This is a genomic window from Streptomyces sp. NBC_01261 (assembly GCF_036226385.1).
GTDB lineage: Bacteria > Actinomycetota > Actinomycetes > Streptomycetales > Streptomycetaceae > Streptomyces.
The window spans coordinates 2,269,220-2,292,382 of record NZ_CP108463.1; the positions used below are offsets into that span (position 1 = coordinate 2,269,220).

At 69.9% G+C, this 23,163-nt stretch carries 19 protein-coding genes; 15 read left to right on the forward strand and 4 right to left on the reverse strand.

Features of this window, described 5'->3' with window-relative positions; translation table 11 throughout:
• The first annotated feature begins 609 nt into the window (after positions 1–609).
• Positions 610–2,013 carry a glycoside hydrolase family 16 protein gene (locus OG226_RS09945; RefSeq protein ID WP_329348629.1) on the forward strand — a complete coding sequence of 468 codons (1,404 nt, stop codon included), beginning with the start codon at positions 610–612 and terminating at the stop codon, positions 2,011–2,013.
• A 69-nt stretch (positions 2,014–2,082) separates the two neighbouring features.
• On the opposite strand, the gene OG226_RS09950 is transcribed toward OG226_RS09945, so the two are convergent.
• On the reverse strand, positions 2,083–2,982 hold the full coding sequence (locus tag OG226_RS09950; protein ID WP_329348630.1) for a helix-turn-helix domain-containing protein: 900 nt from the start codon (positions 2,980–2,982) through the stop codon (positions 2,083–2,085).
• A gap of 146 nt (positions 2,983–3,128) precedes the next feature.
• Between OG226_RS09950 and tkt the strand changes: the two genes are divergently transcribed.
• The 8 genes from tkt (at position 3,129) to OG226_RS09990 (ending at position 13,619) form a co-directional block, all read left to right on the forward strand.
• Entirely contained in the window at positions 3,129–5,222 is a 2,094-nt protein-coding gene (gene tkt, locus OG226_RS09955; RefSeq protein ID WP_329348631.1) for a transketolase, read from the forward strand.
• A gap of 19 nt (positions 5,223–5,241) precedes the next feature.
• Positions 5,242–6,387, forward strand: a complete 1,146-nt coding sequence (tal, locus tag OG226_RS09960; protein ID WP_329348632.1) for a transaldolase — start codon at positions 5,242–5,244, stop codon at positions 6,385–6,387.
• The gene (zwf, locus tag OG226_RS09965) at positions 6,384–8,000 is read left to right on the forward strand and encodes a glucose-6-phosphate dehydrogenase (protein WP_328676426.1); all 1,617 of its coding nucleotides are present in this window, start codon (positions 6,384–6,386) and stop codon (positions 7,998–8,000) included. The genes tal and zwf overlap by 4 nt, the downstream gene beginning before the upstream one ends.
• The gene (gene opcA / locus OG226_RS09970; protein ID WP_328676428.1) at positions 7,997–8,932 is read left to right on the forward strand and encodes a glucose-6-phosphate dehydrogenase assembly protein OpcA; all 936 of its coding nucleotides are present in this window, start codon (positions 7,997–7,999) and stop codon (positions 8,930–8,932) included. Before zwf ends, opcA begins: the two co-directional genes overlap by 4 nt.
• Positions 8,925–10,583 (forward strand): glucose-6-phosphate isomerase, encoded by a 1,659-nt coding sequence (gene pgi, locus OG226_RS09975; protein ID WP_329348633.1) that lies wholly within the window; start codon positions 8,925–8,927, stop codon positions 10,581–10,583. The genes opcA and pgi overlap by 8 nt, the downstream gene beginning before the upstream one ends.
• A gap of 1 nt (position 10,584) precedes the next feature.
• Entirely contained in the window at positions 10,585–11,460 is an 876-nt protein-coding gene (gene gnd / locus OG226_RS09980; protein WP_329348634.1) for a phosphogluconate dehydrogenase (NAD(+)-dependent, decarboxylating), read from the forward strand.
• A gap of 7 nt (positions 11,461–11,467) precedes the next feature.
• Positions 11,468–12,055, forward strand: a complete 588-nt coding sequence (locus tag OG226_RS09985) for a histidine phosphatase family protein (RefSeq protein ID WP_329348635.1) — start codon at positions 11,468–11,470, stop codon at positions 12,053–12,055.
• Between the two features lie 100 nt (positions 12,056–12,155).
• Entirely contained in the window at positions 12,156–13,619 is a 1,464-nt protein-coding gene (locus OG226_RS09990; protein WP_329348636.1) for a membrane-associated oxidoreductase, read from the forward strand.
• Here the strand turns inward: OG226_RS09990 and OG226_RS09995 are convergent.
• Both OG226_RS09995 and OG226_RS10000 read right to left on the reverse strand, forming a co-directional pair.
• A complete protein-coding gene (locus OG226_RS09995) occupies positions 13,606–15,414 on the reverse strand; it encodes a bifunctional sugar phosphate isomerase/epimerase/4-hydroxyphenylpyruvate dioxygenase family protein (protein ID WP_329348637.1) in 1,809 nt (602 codons plus the stop codon). The two genes, OG226_RS09990 and OG226_RS09995, sit on opposite strands and share 14 nt — an antisense overlap.
• 32 nt (positions 15,415–15,446) lie before the next feature.
• Entirely contained in the window at positions 15,447–16,334 is an 888-nt protein-coding gene (locus OG226_RS10000) for a shikimate dehydrogenase (RefSeq protein WP_329348638.1), read from the reverse strand.
• Positions 16,335–16,502: 168 nt separating this feature from the next.
• Here OG226_RS10000 and OG226_RS10005 point away from each other — a divergent pair, with 168 nt between their 5' ends.
• The 3 genes from OG226_RS10005 to OG226_RS10015 all read left to right on the forward strand — a co-directional run bounded on the left by OG226_RS10005 (position 16,503) and on the right by OG226_RS10015 (position 19,350).
• Positions 16,503–17,168 carry a TetR/AcrR family transcriptional regulator gene (locus tag OG226_RS10005; protein WP_328676438.1) on the forward strand — a complete coding sequence of 222 codons (666 nt, stop codon included), beginning with the start codon at positions 16,503–16,505 and terminating at the stop codon, positions 17,166–17,168.
• A gap of 221 nt (positions 17,169–17,389) precedes the next feature.
• On the forward strand, positions 17,390–18,730 hold the full coding sequence (locus OG226_RS10010) for an MFS transporter (RefSeq protein WP_329348639.1): 1,341 nt from the start codon (positions 17,390–17,392) through the stop codon (positions 18,728–18,730).
• Positions 18,731–19,110: 380 nt separating this feature from the next.
• Positions 19,111–19,350, forward strand: a complete 240-nt coding sequence (locus tag OG226_RS10015) for a hypothetical protein (RefSeq protein WP_329348640.1) — start codon at positions 19,111–19,113, stop codon at positions 19,348–19,350.
• Between the two features lie 27 nt (positions 19,351–19,377).
• Here OG226_RS10015 and OG226_RS10020 read toward each other — a convergent pair whose 3' ends face one another.
• Positions 19,378–19,827: a PPOX class F420-dependent oxidoreductase gene (locus OG226_RS10020; protein WP_329348641.1), complete on the reverse strand. Its 450-nt coding sequence runs from the start codon at positions 19,825–19,827 to the stop codon at positions 19,378–19,380.
• A gap of 98 nt (positions 19,828–19,925) precedes the next feature.
• Here OG226_RS10020 and OG226_RS10025 point away from each other — a divergent pair, with 98 nt between their 5' ends.
• From OG226_RS10025 to OG226_RS10035, 3 genes are all read left to right on the forward strand, one after another.
• The gene (locus tag OG226_RS10025) at positions 19,926–20,507 is read left to right on the forward strand and encodes a TetR/AcrR family transcriptional regulator (RefSeq protein WP_329348642.1); all 582 of its coding nucleotides are present in this window, start codon (positions 19,926–19,928) and stop codon (positions 20,505–20,507) included.
• Entirely contained in the window at positions 20,504–21,862 is a 1,359-nt protein-coding gene (locus OG226_RS10030; protein ID WP_329348643.1) for an MFS transporter, read from the forward strand. Before OG226_RS10025 ends, OG226_RS10030 begins: the two co-directional genes overlap by 4 nt.
• A 65-nt stretch (positions 21,863–21,927) precedes the next feature.
• Entirely contained in the window at positions 21,928–23,157 is a 1,230-nt protein-coding gene (locus tag OG226_RS10035; protein ID WP_328676450.1) for a serine hydrolase domain-containing protein, read from the forward strand.
• Positions 23,158–23,163 lie beyond the last annotated feature (6 nt).

The window sequence follows — 23,163 nt, forward strand, 5'->3', positions numbered from 1 at the left end:
GGCACCCTCCGCCTCCTGGAACGGTCCAGCCTTGGCGCGCTCCGGCCTGGACCACCGCTGATCCCTGGCGCGGTCCGGACCCGACCCGCTCTGGCCCCTGGCGCGGTCCAGCCCCGGCGGCACCCTCCAGACCCGGCACTCTCTGCCGCCTGGAACGGTCCAGCCTCGACGCGCTCTGGTCCGGGCCACCCCTAACCCCTGGCGCGGACCAGACCGAACGCGCTCTGCCGTCTGGAACGGTCCAACCCCGGCGGCCCCCTCCGACCCCGGCTGCTCCGAGCAGCGCACCCCGGTCCCGACAGCGCCTTGCAATCCCGGCGACGCCCTCCGATCCCGGCCGCGCACACCGGCCCCCGCAGCCTCCGCAGCCCCCTCCGCCCCCCGACCACCCCCTCCACCACCCACACCGGCCCCCACCGATGACACCCTCAGAAACCCCCTCTTTCACCGCATTCATCACCTGAACTCCCACACAGCGAAAGGACTTTCCCGGCTTCACCTCTTGACGGCCGGAGCGGCTGGGAGCACATTGACCGCGCACCCCACTGCCTGAGAGCGCTCTCAGACAGGCACGGCACCCGCTCCCCACTCCGTATCCGAGAGGCACCGATGAGTGAACCCTCCGGCACGCAGCGCAGACCCCGTCCCCTCAGGCGTGTCCTGATCGCCGTCCTGAGCACCCTCGGCCTGGCGGCCGCCACGGCCACCGCCTTCACCCTGCCCGCGAACGCGTCCGCGCCCACGCCCCCGTCGGGCTGGACGCAGGTCTTCCTGGACGACTTCAACGGCTCCGCGGGCACCGGTGTCTCCACCACCAACTGGCAGTACGACACCGGGACTTCATACCCGGGCGGGGCCGCCAACTGGGGCACCGGCGAGGTCGAGACGATGACCTCCTCCACCAACAACGTGGCCCTCGACGGCAACGGCAACCTGCTGATCACCCCGCGCCGGGACGCCTCCGGCAACTGGACCTCGGGCCGGATCGAGACCAACCGCACCGACTTCCAGCCGCCGGCCGGCGGGAAGCTCCGGGTCGAGGCCCGTATCCAACTCCCCAACGTCACCGGCTCGTCGGCGCTCGGCTACTGGCCCGCGTTCTGGATGCTGGGCGCGCCGTACCGAGGCAATTATCAAAACTGGCCCAGCGTGGGCGAGTTGGACATCATGGAGAACGTCCAGGGTCTCAACACCGACTGGTCCACGGTCCATTGCGGCACCAGCCCGGGCGGTCCCTGCAACGAGACGACCGGCATCGGCGGTTCGACGGCCTGCACGGGAACCACCTGCCAGGCGGGCTTCCACACGTACGCGATGGAGTGGGACCGGTCCACGAGCCCCGAGCAGATCCGCTACTACCTCGACGGCGTCAACTTCGAGACGGTGAACTCCAGTCAGGTCGACGCGACGACCTGGGCCAACGCGACGAACCACGGCTTCTTCATCATCCTGAACGTGGCGATGGGCGGCGGCTTCCCGGACGCGTTCGGCGGCGGCCCCACCAGCGCCACCGACCCCAACCACCCCATGACGGTGGACTACGTCCAGGTGCTCTCGTCCACGGGCAGCGGGAGCGGTACCACGACCCCTCCGACCGGCAACCGTGACGCCTACAGCGCCATCCAGGCCGAGTCCTACGACAGCCAGTCCGGCACCGTCGCCGAGACCACCACGGACACCGGCGGCGGCCAGGACATCGGCACGATCGCCAACGGCGACTGGGCCCTCTACAAGGGCGTCAACTTCGGCTCCACAGCTGCCACTCAGTTCTACGCCCGGGTCGCGAGCGGCGCCGCGAGTGGCGTCAGCGGCCTGGTCCAGGTCCGCCTCGACAGCCCCACCGCGACCCCGATCGGCAGCTTCGCGCTGGCCAACACCGGGGGCTGGCAGTCATGGAAGACGGTACCGGCCAACATCAGCTCGGTCACCGGCACCCACGACGTCTACCTCACCTTCACCAGCGGCCAGCCGGCGGACTTCGTGAACGTCAACTGGTTCGACTTCGGCCACTGATCCAACTCCCCACGGGGAAAGGGGGCTTCACGCGCACGCGTGGGGCCCCCTTTCGGCATGCCCTCACCCTCACCGCAGCTCCGCCCGGAACCCCGCCGGCGTCACATCCGTGTGCTGCTGGAAGAACTTCGAGAAGTTCGCCGCGTCCGGGAACCCGACTGCCGCGCCCACGCGGCCGATCGGCAGATCTGTGTGGGCCAACAGCCGCTTCGCCTCCAGGACGACACGCTTGTCGATGAAGCCCTTGGGGGTCTCACCGGTCGCGGCGCGGACCGCGCGGACGAGGGTGCGGCGGGAGTAGCCGAGGGCGTCGGCGTAGGCGCTGACGCTGTGGTTGGTGGCGAAGCCCTTCTCCACGGCGTTCCGGAAGAGGGTGAACGTCGTGTCGGCCTGGCGGGCGGCGTCCTCCGCCGAGCTCGCCGCCAGGTGCGCGAGACGCAGCAGGAACGCCGTCAGGGAGTGCCGTAGGACCGAGGTGTGCAAGGTGAGCGGGAGGGTCTCGGTGTCCTCGTACTCGCGTCGGAGCTGGGCCAGGGAGGCGCGCAGGGCGGCGAGGCGGGGCTCATCGGGGTGCAGGACGGGTGGGAGGTCGTAGCGGTAGAGGCCGGTCGCCTCGACCGTGGCGCGGGGGAGGAAGCCGGGCTGCATGGTCAGGACGGTGCCGTGGTACTCGTCGAACCGCGAGAAGCGGTGGACCTGGCCGGGGCGGATCCACAGGACGTCGCCGGCGCCCACCTCGTACTCGGCGAAGTCGATCATGTGGCGGACCGGGCCGCCGGAGAAGAGCATCACCACATGGAAGTCGATGCGGTGGACGCGGTGCAGGGGTGCGTCGGCGTGCCAGGTGTGGCCGGTGCCCATCGGGCCGACCTGCATGCCGACGCCGCAGACACTCAGATCGACAGGGAAGGGAAACGTTCTGATCACGTCGCCGTCACCGCCGACGTCTTGGATAGTTCTGTCCGTCATGTCCTTCTCGTGCCGTCTCAGCGTTGCTGCCGGTGTCCCACTTTCACCACAGGCTGGCACACCGGCACCTTCCCTCGTAAAAGTCAGACTTTTAGATTTGAAGACGTCCGAGCAGTTCTTCCGCTCTTACCGAGGACTTCTTGAAGATGAACGCGCACACACCTGACAGCTTCGAGTGGACCGATCTCGATCGCCGTGCTGTCGACACAGCCCGTGTTCTGGCCGCTGACGCGGTGCAGAAGGTCGGCAACGGCCACCCGGGCACCGCGATGGCGCTGGCTCCCGCCGCGTACACGATCTTTCAGAAGGTGATGCGTCACGACCCCGCGGATCCCGAGTGGACCGGCCGTGACCGCTTCGTCCTCTCCCCCGGCCACACCTCGCTGACGTTGTACACGCAGTTGTACCTCGCCGGGTACGAGCTGGAGCTGGACGACCTTAAGGCGTTCCGGATGCACGGGTCGAAGACGCCTGGTCACCCCGAGTACGGGCACACGGCCGGTGTGGAGACCACGACAGGACCGCTCGGACAGGGTGTCGCCAACGCGGTGGGCATGGCGATGGCCGCCCGCTACGAGCGCGGCCTGTTCGACCCCGAGGCCCCCGAGGGCGAGTCGCCCTTCGACCACACGATCTGGGCGATCGTCTCCGACGGCGACCTGGAGGAGGGCATCTCCGCCGAGGCCTCCTCGCTCGCCGGGCACCAGCAGCTCGGCAACCTCGTCTTCGTCTACGACGACAACCACATCTCCATCGAGGGCGACACCGCGACCGCCTTCTCCGAGGACGTCCTGAAGCGCTACGAGGCCTACGGCTGGCACACCCAGCGCATCGAGCCCGCCGCCGACGGCGACATCGACCCGCACGCGCTGTACACGGCGCTGAGGACGGCGCAGGCCGAGACCGGGCGCCCCTCGATCATCGCGATGCGCACGATCATCGCTTGGCCCGCTCCAAACGCGCAGAACACCGAGGCCGCCCACGGCTCCGCGCTCGGCGCCGACGAGATCGCCGCCACCAAGCGCGTCCTCGGCTTCGACCCGGAGCGGTCCTTCGAGGTCTCCGACGAGGTCGTCGCCCACAGCCGCCAGGCCCTGGACCGGGGCGCCGAGGCGCACTCCGCCTGGGACAAGCGCCTCGACAAGTGGCGCGGCGCCCAGCCCGAGCGCGCGAAGCTCTTCGACCGGATCGTCGCCGGCCAGCTCCCCGAGGGCTGGGAGCAGTCCCTCCCGGTCTTCGAGGCGGGCTCCTCCGTCGCCACCCGCGCCGCCTCCGGCAAGGTCCTCCAGGCGCTTGGACCGGTCCTGCCCGAGCTGTGGGGCGGCTCCGCCGACCTCGCCGGCTCGAACAACACCACCATCGACAAGACGTCGTCCTTCCTCCCGAAGGGCAACCCGCTGCCGGAGGCCGACCCGTACGGCCGAACGATCCACTTCGGTATTCGCGAGCACTCGATGGCGGCCGAGATGAACGGCATCGCGCTGCACGGCAACACGCGTGTCTACGGCGGCACCTTCCTGGTGTTCTCCGACTACATGCGCAACGCCGTCCGCCTCTCCGCGCTGATGCAGCTCCCGGTGACGTACGTCTGGACCCACGACTCCATCGGTCTCGGCGAGGACGGCCCCACCCACCAGCCGGTCGAGCACCTCGCCTCGCTGCGCGCCATCCCGGGCCTGAACATCGTGCGCCCGGCCGACGCCAACGAGACCGCGATCGCCTGGGCCGAGATCCTCAAGCGGCACGCCACGAAGCCCGCCCCGCACGGCCTCGCGCTGACCCGCCAGGGTGTGCCGACGTACGAGCCCAACTCCGATGCGGCGCGCGGCGGTTACGTCCTCAAGGACTCCTCCAACGAGACCCCGGACGTGGTGCTCATCGCGACCGGTTCCGAGGTCCACCTCGCCGTCGAGGCGCGGGAGCAGCTGGAGGCGGAGGGCGTGGGCACCCGGGTGGTGTCGATGCCGTCCGTGGAGTGGTTCGAGGAGCAGTCGCGCGCGTACCGCGACAGCGTCCTTCCGCCGTCCGTGAAGGCCCGCGTTGCGGTCGAGGCCGGGATCGGTCTCACGTGGTACCGGTTCGTGGGTGACGCAGGACGCATCGTCTCCCTCGAACACTTCGGCGCCTCCGCCGATGCCAAGACCCTGTTCGCCGAGTTCGGTTTCACCGCCGAGAACGTCGCCGCTGCGGCCCGGGCTGTATTCCGTTCAACTACAGGCCTTGCCGCCGCGCGCGGTTGATCCGATCGCCAGAAAGAAGATGATCACAGTGACCGAAGTGACCGCCACCGCGGGAGCTCTCAAGCGTCTGTCCGACGAGGGCGTCTCCATCTGGCTGGACGACCTGTCGCGCAAGCGGATCGAGTCCGGCAACCTCGCCGAACTCGTCGACACCAGGAACGTCGTCGGTGTCACCACCAACCCTTCCATCTTCCAGGCCGCCATCGGCTCCGGAGAGGGCTACGAGGAGCAGCTCGCCGACCTCGCCGTACGCAAGGTGACGGTCGAAGAGGCCGTGCGGATGATGACCACCGCCGACGTCCGCGCCGCCGCCGACATCCTCCGCCCGGTGTACGAGGCGACCGGCGGGCAGGACGGCCGGGTCTCCATCGAGGTCGACCCGCGCCTCGCCCACAACACGGCCGCGACCATCGCCGAGGCCAGGCAGCTGGCCTGGCTGGTGGACCGTTCCAACGTGATGATCAAAATCCCGGCGACGAAGGCCGGCCTCCCGGCCATCACCGAGGTCATCGGCGAGGGCATCAGCGTCAACGTCACGCTGATCTTCTCCCTGGAGCGCTACCGCGAGGTCATGGACGCGTACCTGGCCGGCCTGGAGAAGGCACGCGCCGCGGGCATCGACCTGGCGACCATCCACTCCGTGGCCTCCTTCTTCGTCTCCCGTGTCGACTCAGAGATCGACAAGCGCCTCACCGCGCTGGCCACGGACGAGGCCCTCGCCCTCAAGGGCAAGGCCGCGCTCGCCAACGCGCGGCTCGCCTACGAGGCGTACGAGGACGTCTTCTCCTCGGCCCGTTGGACCGTTCTCGCGGGTGCGAAGGCCAACAAGCAGCGCCCCCTGTGGGCCTCGACCGGCGTGAAGGACCCGTCGTACAAGGACACCCTGTACGTCGACGAGCTGGTGGCGCCCGGCACGGTCAACACCATGCCCGAGGCCACGCTGAACGCCACCGCCGACCACGGCGACATCCACGGCGACACGGTGACCGGCGGCTACGCGCAGGCCCGCGCCGACCTGGACGCCGTAGAACGGCTGGGGATCTCGTACGACGTCGTCGTCAAGCAGTTGGAGGACGAGGGCGTCGCCAAGTTCGAGGTGGCCTGGCAGGACCTGCTGGACGCCGTCGCGAAGTCGCTGAGCAGCAAGGGGGTCGACGGGGAATGACCGAGGAACTTCCCGAGACGAAAGCGGCCGAGGCGGCCGAAGCAGCCGTGCAGGCACTGACCGTCGAAGAACTCACGGACGCGCTGGCCGCAGGCTGGGACAACCCGCTGCGTGACCCCCGCGACCGCCGGCTCCCCCGGATCGCGGGCCCGTCCGGGCTGGTCATCTTCGGGGTCACCGGTGACCTGTCCCGCAAGAAGCTGATGCCGGCCGTCTACGACCTGGCCAACCGCGGCATGCTGCCGCCGGGCTTCTCGCTCGTCGGGTTCGCCCGGCGGGACTGGGAGGACCAGGACTTCGCGCAGGTGGTGCACGACTCGGTGCGCGAGCACTCCCGGACCGAGTTCCGCGAGGAGGTCTGGCAGCAGCTCGCCGAGGGCATGCGGTTCATCCCGGGCGACTTCGACGACGACACGGCGTTCAAGCAACTGCGCGCCGCCGTCGACGAGTTGGACACCTCGCGCGGGACGAGTGGCAACTACGCGTTCTACCTCTCCGTACCGCCGAAGTTCTTCCCGAAGGTCGTCCAGCAGCTGAAGAAGCACGGGCTCGCGACGGCCGCCGAGGGATCCTGGCGACGCGCGGTCATCGAGAAGCCGTTCGGCCGCGACCTGAAGAGCGCGCGTGAGCTGAACAAGATCGTGCACGAGGTGTTCGACCCGGACCAGGTGTTCCGCATCGACCACTACCTCGGCAAGGAGACCGTCCAGAACATCCTGGCCCTGCGCTTCGCCAACCAGATGTACGAGCCGATCTGGAACCGGTCCTACGTCGACCACATCCAGATCACGATGGCCGAGGACATCGGCATCGGCGGGCGCGCCGGGTACTACGACGGCATCGGTTCGGCCCGTGACGTCATCCAGAACCACCTTCTGCAGCTGATGGCGCTCACCGCCATGGAGGAGCCGATCGCCTTCGACGAGGAGGCGCTGCTCACCGAGAAGCTCAAGGTGCTCAAGTCGGTACGGCTGCCCCAGGAGTTGGGCGAGCACACGGTGTTCGGGCAGTACGCGGAAGGCTGGCAGGGCGGCGAGAAGGTCGTCGGCTACCTCCAGGAGGACGGCATCGACCCGCAGTCGAAGACCGACACCTACGCGGCCGTCAAGTTGGAGGTGGACAACCGTCGTTGGGCGGGCATCCCCTTCTACCTGCGCACCGGCAAGCGGCTCGGGCGGCGCGTCACCGAGATCGCGGTCGTCTTCAAGCGGGCCCCGCACTCCCCCTTCGACTCCTCCGCCACCGAGGAGCTGGGCCAGAACGCGATCGTCATCCGCGTGCAGCCCGACGAGGGCATGACGGTGCGGTTCGGCTCCAAGGTGCCGGGCACCTCGATGGAGATCCGGGACGTGTCCATGGACTTCGCCTACGGCGAGTCGTTCACGGAGTCGAGCCCGGAGGCGTACGAGCGGCTCATCCTGGATGTGCTGCTCGGCGACGCCAACCTGTTCCCGCGCCACCAGGAAGTGGAAGAGTCCTGGAAGATCCTCGACCCGATCGAGGAGTACTGGGCACAGAACGGCAAGCCCGCGCAGTACTCCTCGGGCAGCTGGGGTCCCGAGGAGGCGGACGAGATGCTCGCACGAGACGGACGGAGCTGGCGCAGGCCATGAAGATCGACCTGAGCGACACCACGGCAAGCAAGATCAACAAGGCACTGGTGCAGGGTCGCCGCGACATCGGCACCCCTGCCGTGGGCATGGTCCTGACGATGGTCATCGTCACGGACGAGGAGAACGCCTACGACTCGATCAAGGCGGCCGAGGAGGCCTCGCACGAGCACCCCTCGCGCACCCTGGTCGTCATCAAGCGGCACGCCCGCACCCCGCGCGACCGCACCAACTCGCACCTCGACGCCGAGGTCCGGGTGGGCGCGGACGCCGGCACCGGCGAGACGGTCGTGCTGCGGACCTACGGCGAGGTGTCCGACCACGCCGACTCCGTGGTGCTGCCGCTGCTGCTGCCGGACGCGCCGGTCGTCGTCTGGTGGCCGGGGGACGCCCCCGAGGTCCCGGCGAAGGACCCGCTGGGCGCCCTCGCGCAGCGCCGGATCACCGACCTGTACGCGGCGGCGAACCCGTTGGAGGCGCTGGACGCCCGGGGCCGTGCCTACGCGCCCGGCGACACCGACCTCGCCTGGACCCGGCTGACGCCGTGGCGCTCGATGCTGGCGGCGGCCCTCGACCAGGCCAAGTCGAAGATCACCTCGGGTGCCGTGGAGAGCGAGGCCGACAACCCGGCCGCCGAGCTGCTGGCCCGCTGGCTGGAGGCCCGCCTCAAGGTGAAGATCGACCGTGTGGTCACCGCGGGACCGGTCATCACGGCCGTCCGGCTGGGCACCGGCGCGGGTGAGGTCGTCATCGACCGCCCCGAGGGCCCGCTGGCCACGCTGACCCTGCCCGGGCAGCCGTCCCGCACCCTCGCGCTAAAGGTCCGCACGACCTCCGAACTGATCGCCGAGGAGCTCAGGCGCCTCGACGCCGACGAGATGTACGCCATCGCCCTGCGGGCCGCGGGCACCAAGGAGACCCCTTCTCATGTCTGACTCCCCCAAGCTCACCCGGCGACCGGAGTGGGCCGCGCTGGAGGACCACCGCGCGGATCAACCTCAGCCGCAGTTGCGTGAGTTGTTCGCGGCGGACCCGGGGCGCGCGGAGCGGTACGTGGTCACCGTCGGTGATCTGCGCATCGACTACTCCAAGCACCTGATCACGGACGAGACCCTCGCCCTGCTCCAGGAACTGGCCACCGCCACCGGCGTGTTCGGCCTCCGGGACGCGATGTTCCGCGGCGAGAAGATCAACGTCACCGAGGACCGCGCGGTCCTGCACACCGCGCTGCGTGCCCCGCGTGACGCGGTGATCGAGGTCGACGGCGAGAACGTCGTGCCCCAAGTCCATGCCGTGCTCGACAAGATGGCCGGCTTCGCGGACCGCGTCCGCTCCGGCGAGTGGACCGGCCACACGGGCCGTCGTATCCGTAACGTCGTCAACATCGGCATCGGCGGCTCGGACCTGGGTCCGGCGATGGCGTACGAGGCGCTCCGCGCGTTCACCGACCGCTCGTTGACGGTCCGGTTCGTGTCGAACGTCGACGGCGCCGACCTGCACGAGGCGACCCACGACCTGGACCCGGCCGAGACGCTGTTCATCGTCGCGTCCAAGACCTTCACCACGATCGAGACGATCACCAACGCGACCTCGGCCCGGACGTGGCTCCTTGAGGGTCTCGGCGGTGACGACAAGGCGGTCGCGAAGCACTTCGTGGCGCTGTCGACGAACTCCGGCAAGGTCAGCGAGTTCGGTATCGACACGGACAACATGTTCGAGTTCTGGGACTGGGTCGGCGGACGGTACTCGTACGACTCGGCGATCGGCCTGTCGCTGATGATCGCCATCGGCCCGGACCGTTTCCGCGAGATGCTCGACGGCTTCCACCTCGTCGACGAGCACTTCCGCACCGCCCCCGCCGAGTCCAACGCGCCTTTGCTGCTCGGCCTGTTGGGCGTCTGGTACGGCAACTTCCATGACGCCCAGTCGCACGCGGTGCTGCCGTACTCGCACTACCTCTCCAAGTTCACCGCCTACTTGCAGCAGCTGGACATGGAGTCCAACGGCAAGTCCGTGGACCGGGACGGGAATCCGGTGGAGTGGCAGACCGGGCCGGTGGTCTGGGGCACGCCCGGGACCAATGGCCAGCACGCCTACTACCAACTCATCCACCAGGGCACGAAGTTGATCCCGGCGGACTTCATCGGCTTCGCCGAGCCGGTCGCCGGGCTGAGCGACGGGCTCAAGAAGCAGCACGACCTGCTGATGGCCAACTTCTTCGCCCAGACCCAGGCGCTGGCCTTCGGCAAGACACCGGACGAGGTACGCGCGGAGGGCGTGCCCGAGGAACTGGTGCCGCACAAGACGTTCAAGGGCAACCACCCCACGACCACGATCCTGGCCCGCGAGCTGACCCCCTCGGTCCTCGGCCAGCTCATCGCCCTCTACGAGCACAAGGTGTTCGTCCAGGGCGCGGTCTGGAACATCGACTCCTTCGACCAGTGGGGCGTCGAACTGGGCAAGGTCCTCGCCAAGCGCGTCGAACCCGCCCTCACCGAAGGCGCCGACGTACCCGGCCTCGACTCCTCCACAGCCGCTCTCGTGGCCACCTACCGGACGCTCCGCGATTCCCAGGAAGTGAACTGACATGCAGCTCGGACTGATCGGCCTCGGCAAGATGGGCGGCAACATGCGCGAGCGCATCCGCCTCGCGGGCCACACCGTCATCGGCTACGACCGCAACCCCGAAGTGACCGACGTCGAGAGCCTCGCCGAACTGGTCGACAAGCTCGAAGCGCCGCGCACGGTCTGGGTGATGGTCCCGGCCGGCGCCCCGACCCAGTCGGTCGTCGACGAGCTGGGCGAGCTGCTCCAGCCCGGCGACGTCATCGTGGACGGCGGCAACTCCCGCTGGACGGACGACGAGAAGCACGCGGAGGAGCTGGGCGCCAAGGGCATCGGCTTCGTCGACGCGGGCGTCTCCGGCGGTGTGTGGGGCCTGAAGAACGGCTACGCGCTGATGGTCGGCGGAAACGCCGAGAACATCGCGAAGGTGCAGCCGATCTTCGACGCGCTCAAGCCCGAGGGCGAGTTCGGCTTCGTGCACGCCGGCAAGGTCGGCGCCGGGCACTTCTCCAAGATGGTTCACAACGGCATCGAGTACGCCATGATGCAGGCCTATGCCGAGGGCTGGGAACTGCTGGAGAAGGTCCACTCCGTCACCGACGTGCGGGAGGTGTTCCGCTCCTGGCAGGAGGGGACCGTCATCCGCTCGTGGCTGCTCGACCTCGCGGTCAACGCCCTTGACGGCGATGAGCACTTGGACAAGCTGCGCGGTTTCGCGGAGGACTCCGGCGAGGGCCGGTGGACCGTCGAGGCGGCCATCGACAACGCGGTGCCGCTCCCCGCGATCACGGCCTCGCTCTTCGCGCGGTTCGCCTCGCGCCAGGACGACTCCCCGCAGATGAAGATGATCGCGGCGCTGCGCAACCAGTTCGGCGGTCACGCCGTCGAGTCCAAGTAGGCGCGCCGTGGGGGATCTTCTCCTGGTCCGCCACGGCGAGACGGAGTGGAGCGTGTCGGGCCAGCACACCAGCTGGACCGACCTGCCCCTCACCCAGCACGGTGAGGAACAGGCCAAGTGCCTCGCTCCGCTCCTCTCGGACCGGACCTTCGCTCTCGCACTGACCAGCCCGCTCGGCCGCGCCATACGCACCGCCGAACTCGCGGGCATCACCGGGGCCGTACCCGACCCCGACCTGCACGAGTGGGACTACGGCGGCTACGAGGGCGTCACCACCGTCGACATCCACCGGACCCGCCCCGACTGGTACTTGTGGACCGACGGGGTGCCGCCGGGACCTGCCGGACACCCCGGCGAGTCCCCGGACGAGATCAGCGCCCGGGCCGACCGGGTGCTGAAGCGGGTGGACACCGCGCTCGTGGACGGTGACGTGATCCTCGTGGCCCACGCCCACTTCCTGCGCGTGCTCACCGCTCGCCGACTGGGCCTGACGGCGGCGGACGGCCGCCTGTTCCAACTGGCCACCGGCACGGTCAGCCGCCTCTCCACCGAGCACGACCGCCCGGTGATCGCGGAGTGGAACACCCGACCGTAGCAACGGCACAACTCCACGGCCCGGACCACGCGTTGACGTGCGGTCCGGGCCGTTGTCGTGCCCTGTGCCCGGGACCTCCGCGCGGCTAGAGTCCCGCTTGATGGAGATCAACGATCTGACACCGGCCGAGGAACAGGTGTGGCGGGCCTTCCCGTTGGGCGAGTCCGTGGACTTCCGTACGGCGGACGACGAGGACGTCGCCCTCGGCTCCGACTGGGGTCCCGAACGGACCGTCCGCGCCCAGGTGTTGCGGGCCCTGCTGCTCAACGGGCCCCAGGAAGCAGGGGAGATAGCGTCGCTGAGCCTGGCGGGCGCCCGGATCACCGGCAGGCTCGATCTGCAGTACGCGACGATCGACCACCCGGTCCGGCTGCGGAACTGCTCCTTCGACGAGGTGCCCCGCTTCTACGCCTCCCGGCTGCGCGAACTCAACCTCAGCGAGTCGGTGTTGCCAGGTCTCACCGCCCACGCGATGCGGGTGGACGGCGTCCTGCGGATGACCCGGTCCCGGTTCCGCGGGGTGGTGCGGCTGGCCGGGGCGAAGATCGCCGGGAGCCTCTACATGGAGAGCGCGGAGATCATCGCCCCGGACGCCGAGGAGCCGGTGCTCCAGCTCAACCAGGCGGCCGTGGGCGACGATCTCCGGGCGACCGGACTGCGCACACACGGTCAGATACGGCTCAGCGGCGCGAGCGTCGCCGGGTCTGTCAGCCTCAACACCGCGCAGCTCTCCAACCCCGGTGACTCCGCCGTCGACGCCGAAGTGCTCGTCGTGGAGGGCAACTTCCTCTTGCGCGAGGCCCGGGTGGACGGCTGGATCGGCCTGCGCGGAGCCCGGATCGCGGGCCGGCTGGACCTGTCGTACTCGACCCTGTCGAACCCCGGCGGTCCCGTCCTGCTGGCGAGCAGCACCACCATGGGGGAACTCTGGCTGCGCGAGAGCCTGCCCATGCGAGGCGGACTCGTGCTGCGCAACGCCCAGATCGACGTCCTGCTGCTGGAGCCGGAGGTTCTGCCGGACCAGGTCTTCCTCACCAGCCTCGCCTACACCTCGCTCATTCCCCACGAGTCCGCCGAGCGCCGGCTGACCATGCTCGAACGCGACGGCGACGGCTATGTCCCGCACACCTACGAGGAGTTGGCCGCCGCCTACCGCCGCGTCGGCGACGACCAGGCCGCCCGCCTCGTCCAACTCGCCAAACAGCGCCGGGTACGTGGCACCCGCCCCTGGTACGGCCGCGTCTGGGGCTACGTCCAGGACGCCACCGTCGGCTACGGCTTCCGCCCGCTGCGCGCCTGCGCCTGGCTGCTGTCACTGCTGGCGATCGGCTCCCTCGCCTACGGCCTGCACCACCCGCACGCCCTCAAGGCGTCCGAGGCCCCGCACTTCAACCCGGTGTTCTACACGCTCGACCTGCTGCTGCCGGTGATCTCCTTCGGCCAGGAGGAGGCGTTCGCGCCGGACGGCTGGTACCAGTACCTCGCCTACGGCCTGATCATCACCGGCTGGATCCTGGCCACCACGGTCGTCACCGGCGTGACCCGGACCGTCAGCCGCCAGTGAGCCGCTTCGCCGTGTGCTGGGCGGCCAGCCGCACCGGCGCGTTCTGGGCGCCGTAGCCCCGGTAGCCCGGCCCGCGCTGGACCAGCTCGAAGAAGACCCGCCCGACCGTCCGGGTGTAGCAGTGCCTGAACTCACCGCCCGCGTCCCGGTCGTAGAGGATGCCGAGGTCCCGGTACGTCTCCAACTCGTCCTCGGGGAAGGCGAATCGGGCCGCGAGGTCGTCGTAGTAGTTCGCGGGCATGCGGAGCAGTCGGCCGCCGGCCTCGCGGAAGCGACGGGCCACGGCGACCACGTCCTCGGTCGCGAGGGCGATGTGCTGGGCGTGGGCGCCGTCCTCGCTCGGGGCCGCGCCGACGCTCAGGGCGATACGCACACTGCCGTCGGGGGTGGTCACGGCGCGACTGCGCAGCAGGCCGTAGGGGTCGGCGACGTCGACGCTCTCCTGCGCCTGGAGCCCAAGGACGCTGCGGTGGAAGAGGGTTGCCTCGTCGAAGTGGTGCCAGGGTTGGGTGAGGGCGAGGTGGTCGATGCGCTGAACGCCTGTCCCTGCGGGCAGTTGACCCGTCGTGTCGGTGAAGTCGGCCCGCCAGCCGGGGAGTTCGGGAGCGGTGCGGGCGCAGAAGAAGAGTTCCGTACCGTCCGGTGCGGCCACGGCGTCGAGTTGGGCGTCGCCCGCTGCGCGGCGGCGGGGCAGGACCGGCGCGAGGAGGGCCTCGGCGCGGCGGGCGGCGCCCTCCGGGTCGGGTGACTCCAGGCCGATCGCCGCGAGGGCGGTGCCGTCCCGTCGTAGGGCGGGGCCGGTGTTGACCAGGATGCGGGCCTCGCCCTGTTGCCACAGGTCCACCGGCTTGGCGCGATGGCGGGCCGCGCGGGTGAAGCCGAGGGCACCGAGCAGGGCCGAGACGGGTTCCGCGTCGGGGGTGACGAGTTCGGCGAAGGCGATGCCCGTGGGGACGACGGGAGCGGGGGGCTCCAGTACGCCGACCGTCTCCTGCAGGACCAGCAGCGAGCGTTGGGCGTCCACGGCTGTCGGGCCCGCTTCCGCCTGCCGGAACACGTCGTTGAAGATCTCCAGCGAGAGCGGGCCGTCGTAACCGGCGGTCAGGACGTGCCGTACGAGTCCGGCGACGTCGAAGCCGCCCTGGCCGGGGAAGCAGCGGTAGTGGCGGCTCCACTGGAGGACGTCCATCGCGAGGAGGGGGGCGTCGGCGAGTTGGAGGAAGAAGATCTTCTCGCCAGGGATGTCCGCAATGCCTTTGAGGTCCTTGGGTTCAGCGCCGCGCGACAGGATGTGGAAGCTGTCGAGACAGGTGCCGAGTGCCGGGTGGTCGGCCGTCTCGACGATGCGCCAGGCGTGGTCGTACGTGCTGACGTGCCGTCCCCAGGCGAGTGCCTCGTAGGCGACGCGGACGCCGAACTCCTGCGCCAGGTCGGCCAGTTGGCTGAGCTGGGCGGCGGCGAGCGCGTCGTCGTCCTCGGCGAGCGGGGAGACGCTGGAGCAGACGAGGACGGTGTCGGTGCCGAGCCTGCGCATCAGCTCGAACTTGTGCCGGGCGCGGCGCAGATTGCGGGCGAACTCGGCCTCGGGCACCGCCTCGATGTCCCGCATCGGCTGGTACAGGTCGATGGTCAGGCCGAGGTCGGCGCACCGGGCGCGGATCTCCTCGGGCGTCAACGGGCTGGCGAGCAGGTCGTTCTCGAAGATCTCGACGCCGTCGAAGCCGGCCCGGGAGGCGGCGGTGAGTTTCTCGGTGAGGGAGCCGCTGAGGGAGACGGTGGCGATGGACGTGCGCATCGGGGTACCTCTCAATTTCGTTGCGGGCACGGCTATTTCGGCGCGGGCACGGCACCGGCCAACTCGGCGATGTCCGCGAGCATGCGGGCGCTGTCGGGTTCCCGGCCGGTGAACAGGCGGAACGCGTCCGCCGCCTGGAAGACGGCCATGCCGCCGCCGTCGAGGGTGGCGCAGCCCAACGCGCGGGCTGTGCGCAGCAGTTGGGTCTCCAGCGGGCGGTACACCACTTCGGCCACCCAGAGCCCGGAGTGCAACAGCCTTGCGGGGAAGGGCAGTCCGGGGTGGGCGGCCATCCCGGTGGGGGTGGCGTGGACGATGCCGTCGGCGGCGGCGAGGAGGTCGGGCAGTCGGTCGGGGGTGGCGCCGGCCGCGCGGCCCGGGCCGAAGTGCCGGTTCAGGGAGTCGGCGAGGGCCCTCGATCGTTCCGGCAGCGCGTCGACGACGGTGACGCGCTCGGCGCCGAGGGTGAGTGTGGCGTGGGCGACGGCCGCGCCCGCGCCGCCCGCGCCGAGCTGGACGACGCGTTCCATGGGGGCGTCGGGCAGTCCGCGGGCGAAGGAGGCGGCGAAGCCGGTGACGTCCGTGTTGTGGCCGATCGTGCGGCCGTCCGCCTCGAACACGACGGTGTTGACCGCGCCCAACGCCTCGGCCTGCGGGGCGAGCCCGTCGAGGTGCTCGATGACGAGCTGCTTGCACGGGTGGGTGATGTTGAGCCCGTCGAAACCCAAGTCGCGGGCGGCGCGCACCAGTTCGCCGACCGCTTCCGGACCGACGCCGAGCACGTCGATGTCGATGAGCCGGTACAGATAGCGCAGCCCCTGCCGGTCGGCCTCGCGTTCGTGCAGGGCGGGGCTGAGGGACGGGCCGATGCCGGAACCGATCAGCCCGACGAGATACGAGTCCTTGCAGACACCGGCCACGATGGCCCTCCTGAGCGGCTCACTAATGTACGAACTAGTACGTTAGCTATATCAGCATCGCCGAGCCACGGGAACCCCTCGGCCGGGAACCCGCCCGCCCGTGACCGGCCGCTCCTTCTACAATCGGCCGCACACCGCGCGCACGCCCGAAGGAAGCCAAGGAACCCGATGACCAGCGTCGAAGAACCGGCACGACCCAACGGGCGCATCCGTGACGCGGCCCGCACCAAAACCGAGATCCTCGACGTGGCCACCCACGAGTTCGCCCGGGCCGGTTACGACGGCGCCCGCGTCGACGAGATCGCCGCCCGCACCCGCACCACCAAGCGGATGATCTACTACTACTTCGGCGGCAAGGAACAGCTCTTCACGGCCGTCTTGGAACGGTCCTACGGCGTGATCCGCGAGGCCGAACGGGGCCTGGACGTCGAGCACCTGGACCCGGTCGCGGCCATCCGCCGGCTCGCGGAGCTGACCTTCGACCACCACGAGCAGCACCCGGACTTCATCCGTCTGGTGTCCATCGAGAACATCCACGGGGCCGAGCACATCGCCGCCTCCGAGAAGCTCGGCAAGATCGGCTCGCCCGCCCTCGACGTGATCCGCCGCATCCTGGAGGCGGGCCAGAAGTCCGGCCTGTTCACGGCCGACGTGGACGCCGTCGACCTGCACGCGATGATCAGTTCCTTCTGCTTCTTCCGGGTCGCCAACCGGCACACCTTCGGCGCCCTGTTCGGCCGCGACCTGGTGGCGCCGGCCCAGCGCGAGCACTACCGGACGATGCTGGGCGACATGGTGATCGCCTATCTGACGGCGGAGCGGGCGACGGACTGAGCCGGGAGATCCTTCGGCAGGGCCTCTTGACACCCGGGAAACGTGAGCGCACCATCCGTAGCCAACCGCTACTAACTACCCAGTGGGTTAATTAGCCGGGCAGCGCGGCAGCACCCGGCGCGACCGTCCCGTCACCCCGCCGTCCCGTCACCCCAGGGATCCGGCACCTCTCCCCCGCCGCTCACTCCGCCCACGCCGGAGTTCCCCCGAAGGAGCAAGCCGTGTCCGTCCCCGCCAAAGCCGTCGGGCAACCGAAAAAGGCCGCCACCGCCGCCTGGATCGGCAGCGCCCTGGAGTACTACGACTTCTTCATCTACGGCAGCGCCGCAGCCCTGATCTTCCCCAAGGTCTTCTTCGACGACTCGGACCCGGCCACGGCGACCCTGCTCTCGTTGGCGACCTTCGGTGTCGCCTACGCGGCCCGGCCGGTCGGCGCGCTGTTCCTCGGGCACTTCGGCGACCGGGTCGGCCGTAAGAAGATCATGATCTTCACGCTGCTGCTGATGGGCCTGTCGACGTTCCTCATCGGCTGTCTGCCCACGCGGGGTCAAGTCGGCTCGCTGGCCCCGGTGTTGCTCGTGCTGTGCCGGGTCCTGCAGGGCATCTCCGCGGCGGGTGAACAGGCCAGCGCCAGTTCCATGACGCTGGAGCACGCGCCGGCCGACCGGCGTGGCTTCTTCACCAGTTTCACACTGGGCGGCACCCAGGGCGGCCAGCTCATCGCGACGCTCGTGTTCCTCGCCGTCGCCCAACTCCCGGACAAGCAGCTGCTGTCGTGGGGTTGGCGCGTTCCATTCTGGGCGAGCGTGCTGGTCGCGGTGGCCGGTTACTTCATCCGCCGCAACCTCCAGGAGACCCCGGCCTTCGCCGAACAGGCGGCGACCGAGGGCGTCGTAAAACTGCCGCTGGTGGTGCTGCTGCGCGAGCACTGGGCGGACGTCCTGCGGGTGATCGCGGGCGCGCTCATCGCCTCCGTCTCGACGATCTTCACCGTGTGGGCGCTGGCCTACGCGACCAGCGACTCCGTCGGCATGTCCCGCTCGTCGATGCTGTGGGTGGGCGCGCTCGCCAACCTCGTCGCGCTCGCCGCGATCCCCCTGTGGGCCACGCTCTCCGACCGCATCGGCCGCCGCCCGGTGTACCTGATCGGCGCGGTCGGCAGCGCGATCACGATGTTCCTCTACCTCTGGGCGATCTCGACGGGCTCCTACGCGCTCACCCTGATCCTCGGCATCGTCACCTTCGGCATCGTCTACAGCGCCGCGAACGGCGTGTGGCCCTCCTTCTACGGCGAGATGTTCTCGACCCGGGTCCGGCTGTCCGGCATGGCCATCGGCACCCAGATCGGCTTCGCCGTGGCCGGGTTCGCGGTCACGTTCGCCGCGCAGATCGCGGGTCCGGACGGCACGGACTGGTCCTCGGTGGCGCTGTTCACGGCGGCGCTGTGCGTCCCGCCGGTGATCGCCGTGCTCACGGCGCGCGAGACGCACACGGTCCCGACGGAACTGCTCGGCACCCGCTCGCCCCGGGAGGCGTCCCAGCCGGAGACGGTGACGGCCTGACCGCCGTTCCCCAAGTACCGCACCCCCGGGCTCCGTTGCCCGGGGGTTCCGCTTTCGGGGCCGTCCGGACCGGTGCGGGCTTTTCCCGTCCGTGGACACCCCGTTGACAGATGACGTTTCGCGCAAGAACATCGGCCGGAACGAGCAGAAAAGAACAGCGCCGCTACCGCCCAGGGAGGGGCCTCCGCGTGCCCCGGCCGATTTCAGGGGCGGCCGGTGCACGCGGACCCGGGGCCGGCTGTCGTTGCCCGATCACACGTGCGCGAGGTGGTCGAGGGGCGTGGCGGGGGCCGGTGAGAGATTCCGGGACGCGCACGCCTGTCGCGAACCGGGCCCAGCCGGGGGCGAGTTCGGGATCGCTGTGGACACGGTCGTGGACCATGAGTGCGATCGCGTTCACCTCGTCGCGGGTGGCCGGTGCCGTCACCTCGCGTCCGGCCAGGCGACGGACCATTCCGCCGGCCGACTCCCAGGCCGACCTGCCCGCCTCACCGGCCGTCCCGGAGCCGACGGCCCCGAACACCGCACCGATGGCGCCGGTGGACGGCAGATCCAGCACGTCGCCCACGTCGTCCGCTGACGATCAGCGGATCAACCTTGGCGCCGGTGGCGGCTGGTGACGACGGGTCACCTCCGCCCGGGGCGACTCAACCCCGGTCCGCCCTCGCCGGGATCCCGTACGCCCGCTCCACCCGCAACCGCAGCACCAGCCTCCGGTCCCGCACCATCGCCGCCCGGTAGTCGTCCCAGTCCGGATGCTCGCCGAGGACGTCGCGGTACAGCTTGATGAGTTCCTCGACCGTGTCGTCGTGCGGGTCGGCGGCGACCGGCGTGAGGTCGGCGATGCCCTCGGCGACCGTGAAGGCCCAGCGGTCGGCGCTGGTCACGTGGTAGGAGGCGCGGGGGTCCCGGCGCAGGTTGCGGGTCTTGGCACGGTCGTCGGTGATCGAGACACGGATGATCCGCTCGTCGGGGTGGTAGGCGTGGCTGACGTTCGACAGCTGGGGCCGGCCGTCCGTCTTGAGGGTGACCAGTACCCCGCCGTGGCCCTCGGAGAGCAGCTGGAGCAGTGCGTCCTGCGTCGCGTCGTGAGTCATGCAGTCATCAACCGTGTGAAGCAGGTCACGCATTCCCCGAGCCGACAGCCATCCAGTAGACACTGTCTACGGATCGTTGGTAGACAGTGTCTATGAGCATGAGCGAACCGGAAGCGGGACTACGGGGTCGCCTGGTCGACGTCGGTGTGGACCTGGTGGCCCAGGAGGGTGCGCAGGCGTTGACCCTGCGCGAGATCGCCCGCCGGGCCGGTGTCTCGCACGGGGCGCCCCGCCGCTACTTCCCGACCCACCTGGAGCTGCTGTCCGCCATCGCACGGCGCGGCTTCGCCGAGCTGGGTGAGCGGGCGAATGGCGCGATCGCGGACGGTACGGCGAGCCCACGCGCGCAGTTGACAGCACTGGGCCGGGTCTATCTGGAGTTCGCCCTCGCCAACCCCGGCATGTACGAGTTGATGTTCCGTCACGACCTGCTGGAGAGCGGGCACTTGGGGCTGCGGGACACCAGCCTGCCCCTCTTCGGTGTCTTGGTGGAACTGGTCGGCCGAGCCCGTCCCGACGTGAACGCCCGTCTGGTCGCGGGCGCGTTGTGGGCGAACCTGCACGGCGTCGCCCAGCTCTGGCGCTGGGGCAGCCTCCAACTCGCCACCGGGGCCGACGACTTCGCACCCCTGCTGCGGTCGGCCCTCGACGCGCACCTCGGTCCGGAGACCACTCGATGACGGTCCAGCGAAGGCTCGTGCTGGCGAGCAGTGCGGCGGGGGCGGCGATCGTCGCGCTGGACGGGACCGTGCTGACCGTCGTACAGCCGACCCTGCAACGGGAGTTGGGGGCCTCGCTCGCGCAGGTCCAGTGGACGAGCACCGCGTATCTGATCGCCGTGGCAAGCCTGTTGGTGTCGGCGGGGCGGATCGGGGACCGGTACGGGCATCAGCGGGTGTTCGGGCTCGGCATGCTCGGGTTCGGTCTCGCCTCGGCCGGGATCGGGCTGGCGCCCGGGGTGGGGTGGGTGATCGGACTCCGGGTCGTCCAGGGGGTGTTCGGGGCGCTGCTCCAACCGGCCACGCTCGGCATGCTGCGCGCCGCGTTCCCGCCCGACCGGCTCGGCATGCCCATCGGCGTACGGACGAGTGTGATCGGAATCGCGGCCGCCGCCGGGCCGTTGGTGGGCGGGGCGTTGGTGGGCGCGGTGGGCTGGCGGGCGGTGTTCTTCCTCAACGTCGTGCCCTCGGTTGTGTTCGGCGTGCTCGCCCTCACCGTGCGAGAGCCTCACCGAGAAAGTGCATCAGCGGTCCAATTCGACCTGCCCGGCGCCCTGCTCCTCGCGCTCTCCCTCGCCTCTCTCATCCAGGCGTTGGTGGACCTCCCCGGTTCGGCCGCCGGGTCGGCCGTGTCGGCGCTGGCATGCCTCGCCCTCGTACGCCGTGAACGTCGTACCGCGCATCCGCTCCTGCCACCGGAGGTCATCGGCTCGGCGGCGATCCGCGGGGCGCTCGGGATGCTGCTCGCGGCGTCGGCCGCCTTCTCCGGGACGCTGTTCGTCGTCACCTATTTTTTGCAGGACACGATGGGACTTGGCCCGTTCCAAAGCGCCCTCCGAGGGCTGCCGTTGGCCGCCGCCATGGTGCTCGCGGCACCCGCGACCGCCGTGGTGCTGCGCCGGGTCGGGGCACGTCGTACGGCCGGCGTGGCGATGACGGCCGTAGCCCTGGCTGTTCTCGTGCTGTCCCGGGCGTCGGGCACGATCACGGTATGTGCGGGATTCGCCCTGCTCGGGGCCGGGTTTGGAACGGTCTTGGTGGCGGCGACCCAAGTGGTCGTGCGGGAAGCCGCCGTGGAGTCGGCCGGGGTGGCGGGCGGGCTCAAGCAGACCGCGGTGAACGTGGGTCCGACGCTGGGGGTCGCGGCGGGAAGCGCGCTGATGGCCGGAAGTGGCCGGGAATCGGCGCTCGAAATCCTCGCCGCGGTGGCCCTGACCGGCACTCTCGCCTGTCTCGCACTGCCCGGACGGACAGTCGCGTCGCTCACACATCCCCCCGTTACAGGAGACCGCGCAGGTGTTCCTGCGCGACGATGAGTTCCGAGGTGTCCGGGGCCGGGTATGCGGGACCCCACCTCGTGAACGCAATTCGGAGGAGAGCCATGGCACAGCTGCGACAAGAGGTCGACCCGGACGAGGTCGGACTGGATCACAAGGCGCTGGACCGCCTGGACCAGCACTTCGCCCACTACGTCGACGTGGAGCGCCTGCCGGGCTTCCTGGTGTCCGTGGCCCGCGGTGGTCGCGTCGCCCACCTCACCGCCCACGGGCATCGCGATGTCGCGGCCCAACTGCCCGTCACGCCGGACACGTTGTACCGGATCTACTCCATGACCAAACCGGTCACGGCGGTCGCCGCGCTGATCCTGATGGAGGAGGGCAAGCTCTCCCTGGACGACCCGGTCGGCCGCCATCTCCCGGCCTTCGCGGACATGCGGGTCTACGACAGCGGCTCCGGCGCCGACGTCAGGACTCGGCCGGTGGAGCAGCCGATGCTGATCCGCCACCTGATGACCCACACCTCGGGTATGACCTTCGCGTTCTACCACTCGCACCCGGTCGACGCCCTGTACCGGGAGGCGCACCTGGAGTCGTCCGTGCCGCCCGGCGCGAACCTCGCCGAGACGATCGACATCTACGCGAGCCTGCCGCTCCAGTTCGAGCCGGGCACGCAGTGGAACTACTCCGTCGCCTCGAACGTGCTGGGCCGGATCATCGAGGTGGTGTCCGGGCAGCGACTCGACGAGTTCTTCGCCGAGCGGATCTTCCGGCCGCTGGGGATGCCGGACGCCGGCTTCTCGGTCCCGGGCGAAAAAGCCGACCGGCTCTCCGAGTTGTACGGCGACGCGGACGGCGGCGGCATCGAGCCGATCGCCGGGCTGCCGCTGCGGGGCGGTCGGCCGCGGTTCCTGTCGGGCAGCGGCGGAATGGCGGCGAGCCCGTACGACGTGCACCGGTTCGCGGAGTTCCTGCGGCGCCGGGGCGAACTCGACGGCACCCGACTACTGGCCCCCGAGACGGTCGACCTCATGGCCAGCAACCACCTCCCCGGCGGTGCCGACATGCGCGCCTTCGGCAGCCCCGCGCACCAGGAACCCGGCAACGACGGCATGGGCTTCGGCCTCAGTGTCTCCGTCGTCATCGACCCCGAGCGCACCCAATCCCCCACGGGACTGGGCGCGTTCGGATGGAGCGGTGCGGCGACGACGACGTTCTGGGTCGACCCGGGCCGCGATCTCACCGTGCAGTTCATGACCCAGCTGCGGCCGAAGCACTCCCTGAAGATCATCCCCGAGCTGAAGCAACTGGTGCACGAGGCGGTCACGGACTGAGGCCCG

Bases quoted from the DNA above. Each gene is read 5' to 3' on its own strand.
- OG226_RS10025 (WP_329348642.1), top strand. From the start codon at position 19,926: ATGAGCGAACCGGAAGCGGGACTACGGGGTCGCCTGGTCGACGTCGGT.
- tkt (WP_329348631.1), top strand. From the start codon at position 3,129: ATGAACGCGCACACACCTGACAGCTTCGAGTGGACCGATCTCGATCGC.
- OG226_RS10035 (WP_328676450.1), top strand. From the start codon at position 21,928: ATGGCACAGCTGCGACAAGAGGTCGACCCGGACGAGGTCGGACTGGAT.
- OG226_RS09990 (WP_329348636.1), top strand. From the start codon at position 12,156: ATGGAGATCAACGATCTGACACCGGCCGAGGAACAGGTGTGGCGGGCC.
- OG226_RS10005 (WP_328676438.1), top strand. From the start codon at position 16,503: ATGACCAGCGTCGAAGAACCGGCACGACCCAACGGGCGCATCCGTGAC.
- opcA (WP_328676428.1), top strand. From the start codon at position 7,997: ATGAAGATCGACCTGAGCGACACCACGGCAAGCAAGATCAACAAGGCA.
- OG226_RS09945 (WP_329348629.1), top strand. From the start codon at position 610: ATGAGTGAACCCTCCGGCACGCAGCGCAGACCCCGTCCCCTCAGGCGT.
- pgi (WP_329348633.1), top strand. From the start codon at position 8,925: ATGTCTGACTCCCCCAAGCTCACCCGGCGACCGGAGTGGGCCGCGCTG.
- OG226_RS09950 (WP_329348630.1), bottom strand. From the start codon at position 2,982: ATGACGGACAGAACTATCCAAGACGTCGGCGGTGACGGCGACGTGATC.
- zwf (WP_328676426.1), top strand. From the start codon at position 6,384: ATGACCGAGGAACTTCCCGAGACGAAAGCGGCCGAGGCGGCCGAAGCA.
- gnd (WP_329348634.1), top strand. From the start codon at position 10,585: ATGCAGCTCGGACTGATCGGCCTCGGCAAGATGGGCGGCAACATGCGC.
- tal (WP_329348632.1), top strand. From the start codon at position 5,242: ATGATCACAGTGACCGAAGTGACCGCCACCGCGGGAGCTCTCAAGCGT.
- OG226_RS09995 (WP_329348637.1), bottom strand. From the start codon at position 15,414: ATGCGCACGTCCATCGCCACCGTCTCCCTCAGCGGCTCCCTCACCGAG.
- OG226_RS10015 (WP_329348640.1), top strand. From the start codon at position 19,111: ATGAGTGCGATCGCGTTCACCTCGTCGCGGGTGGCCGGTGCCGTCACC.
- OG226_RS10020 (WP_329348641.1), bottom strand. From the start codon at position 19,827: ATGACTCACGACGCGACGCAGGACGCACTGCTCCAGCTGCTCTCCGAG.
- OG226_RS10030 (WP_329348643.1), top strand. From the start codon at position 20,504: ATGACGGTCCAGCGAAGGCTCGTGCTGGCGAGCAGTGCGGCGGGGGCG.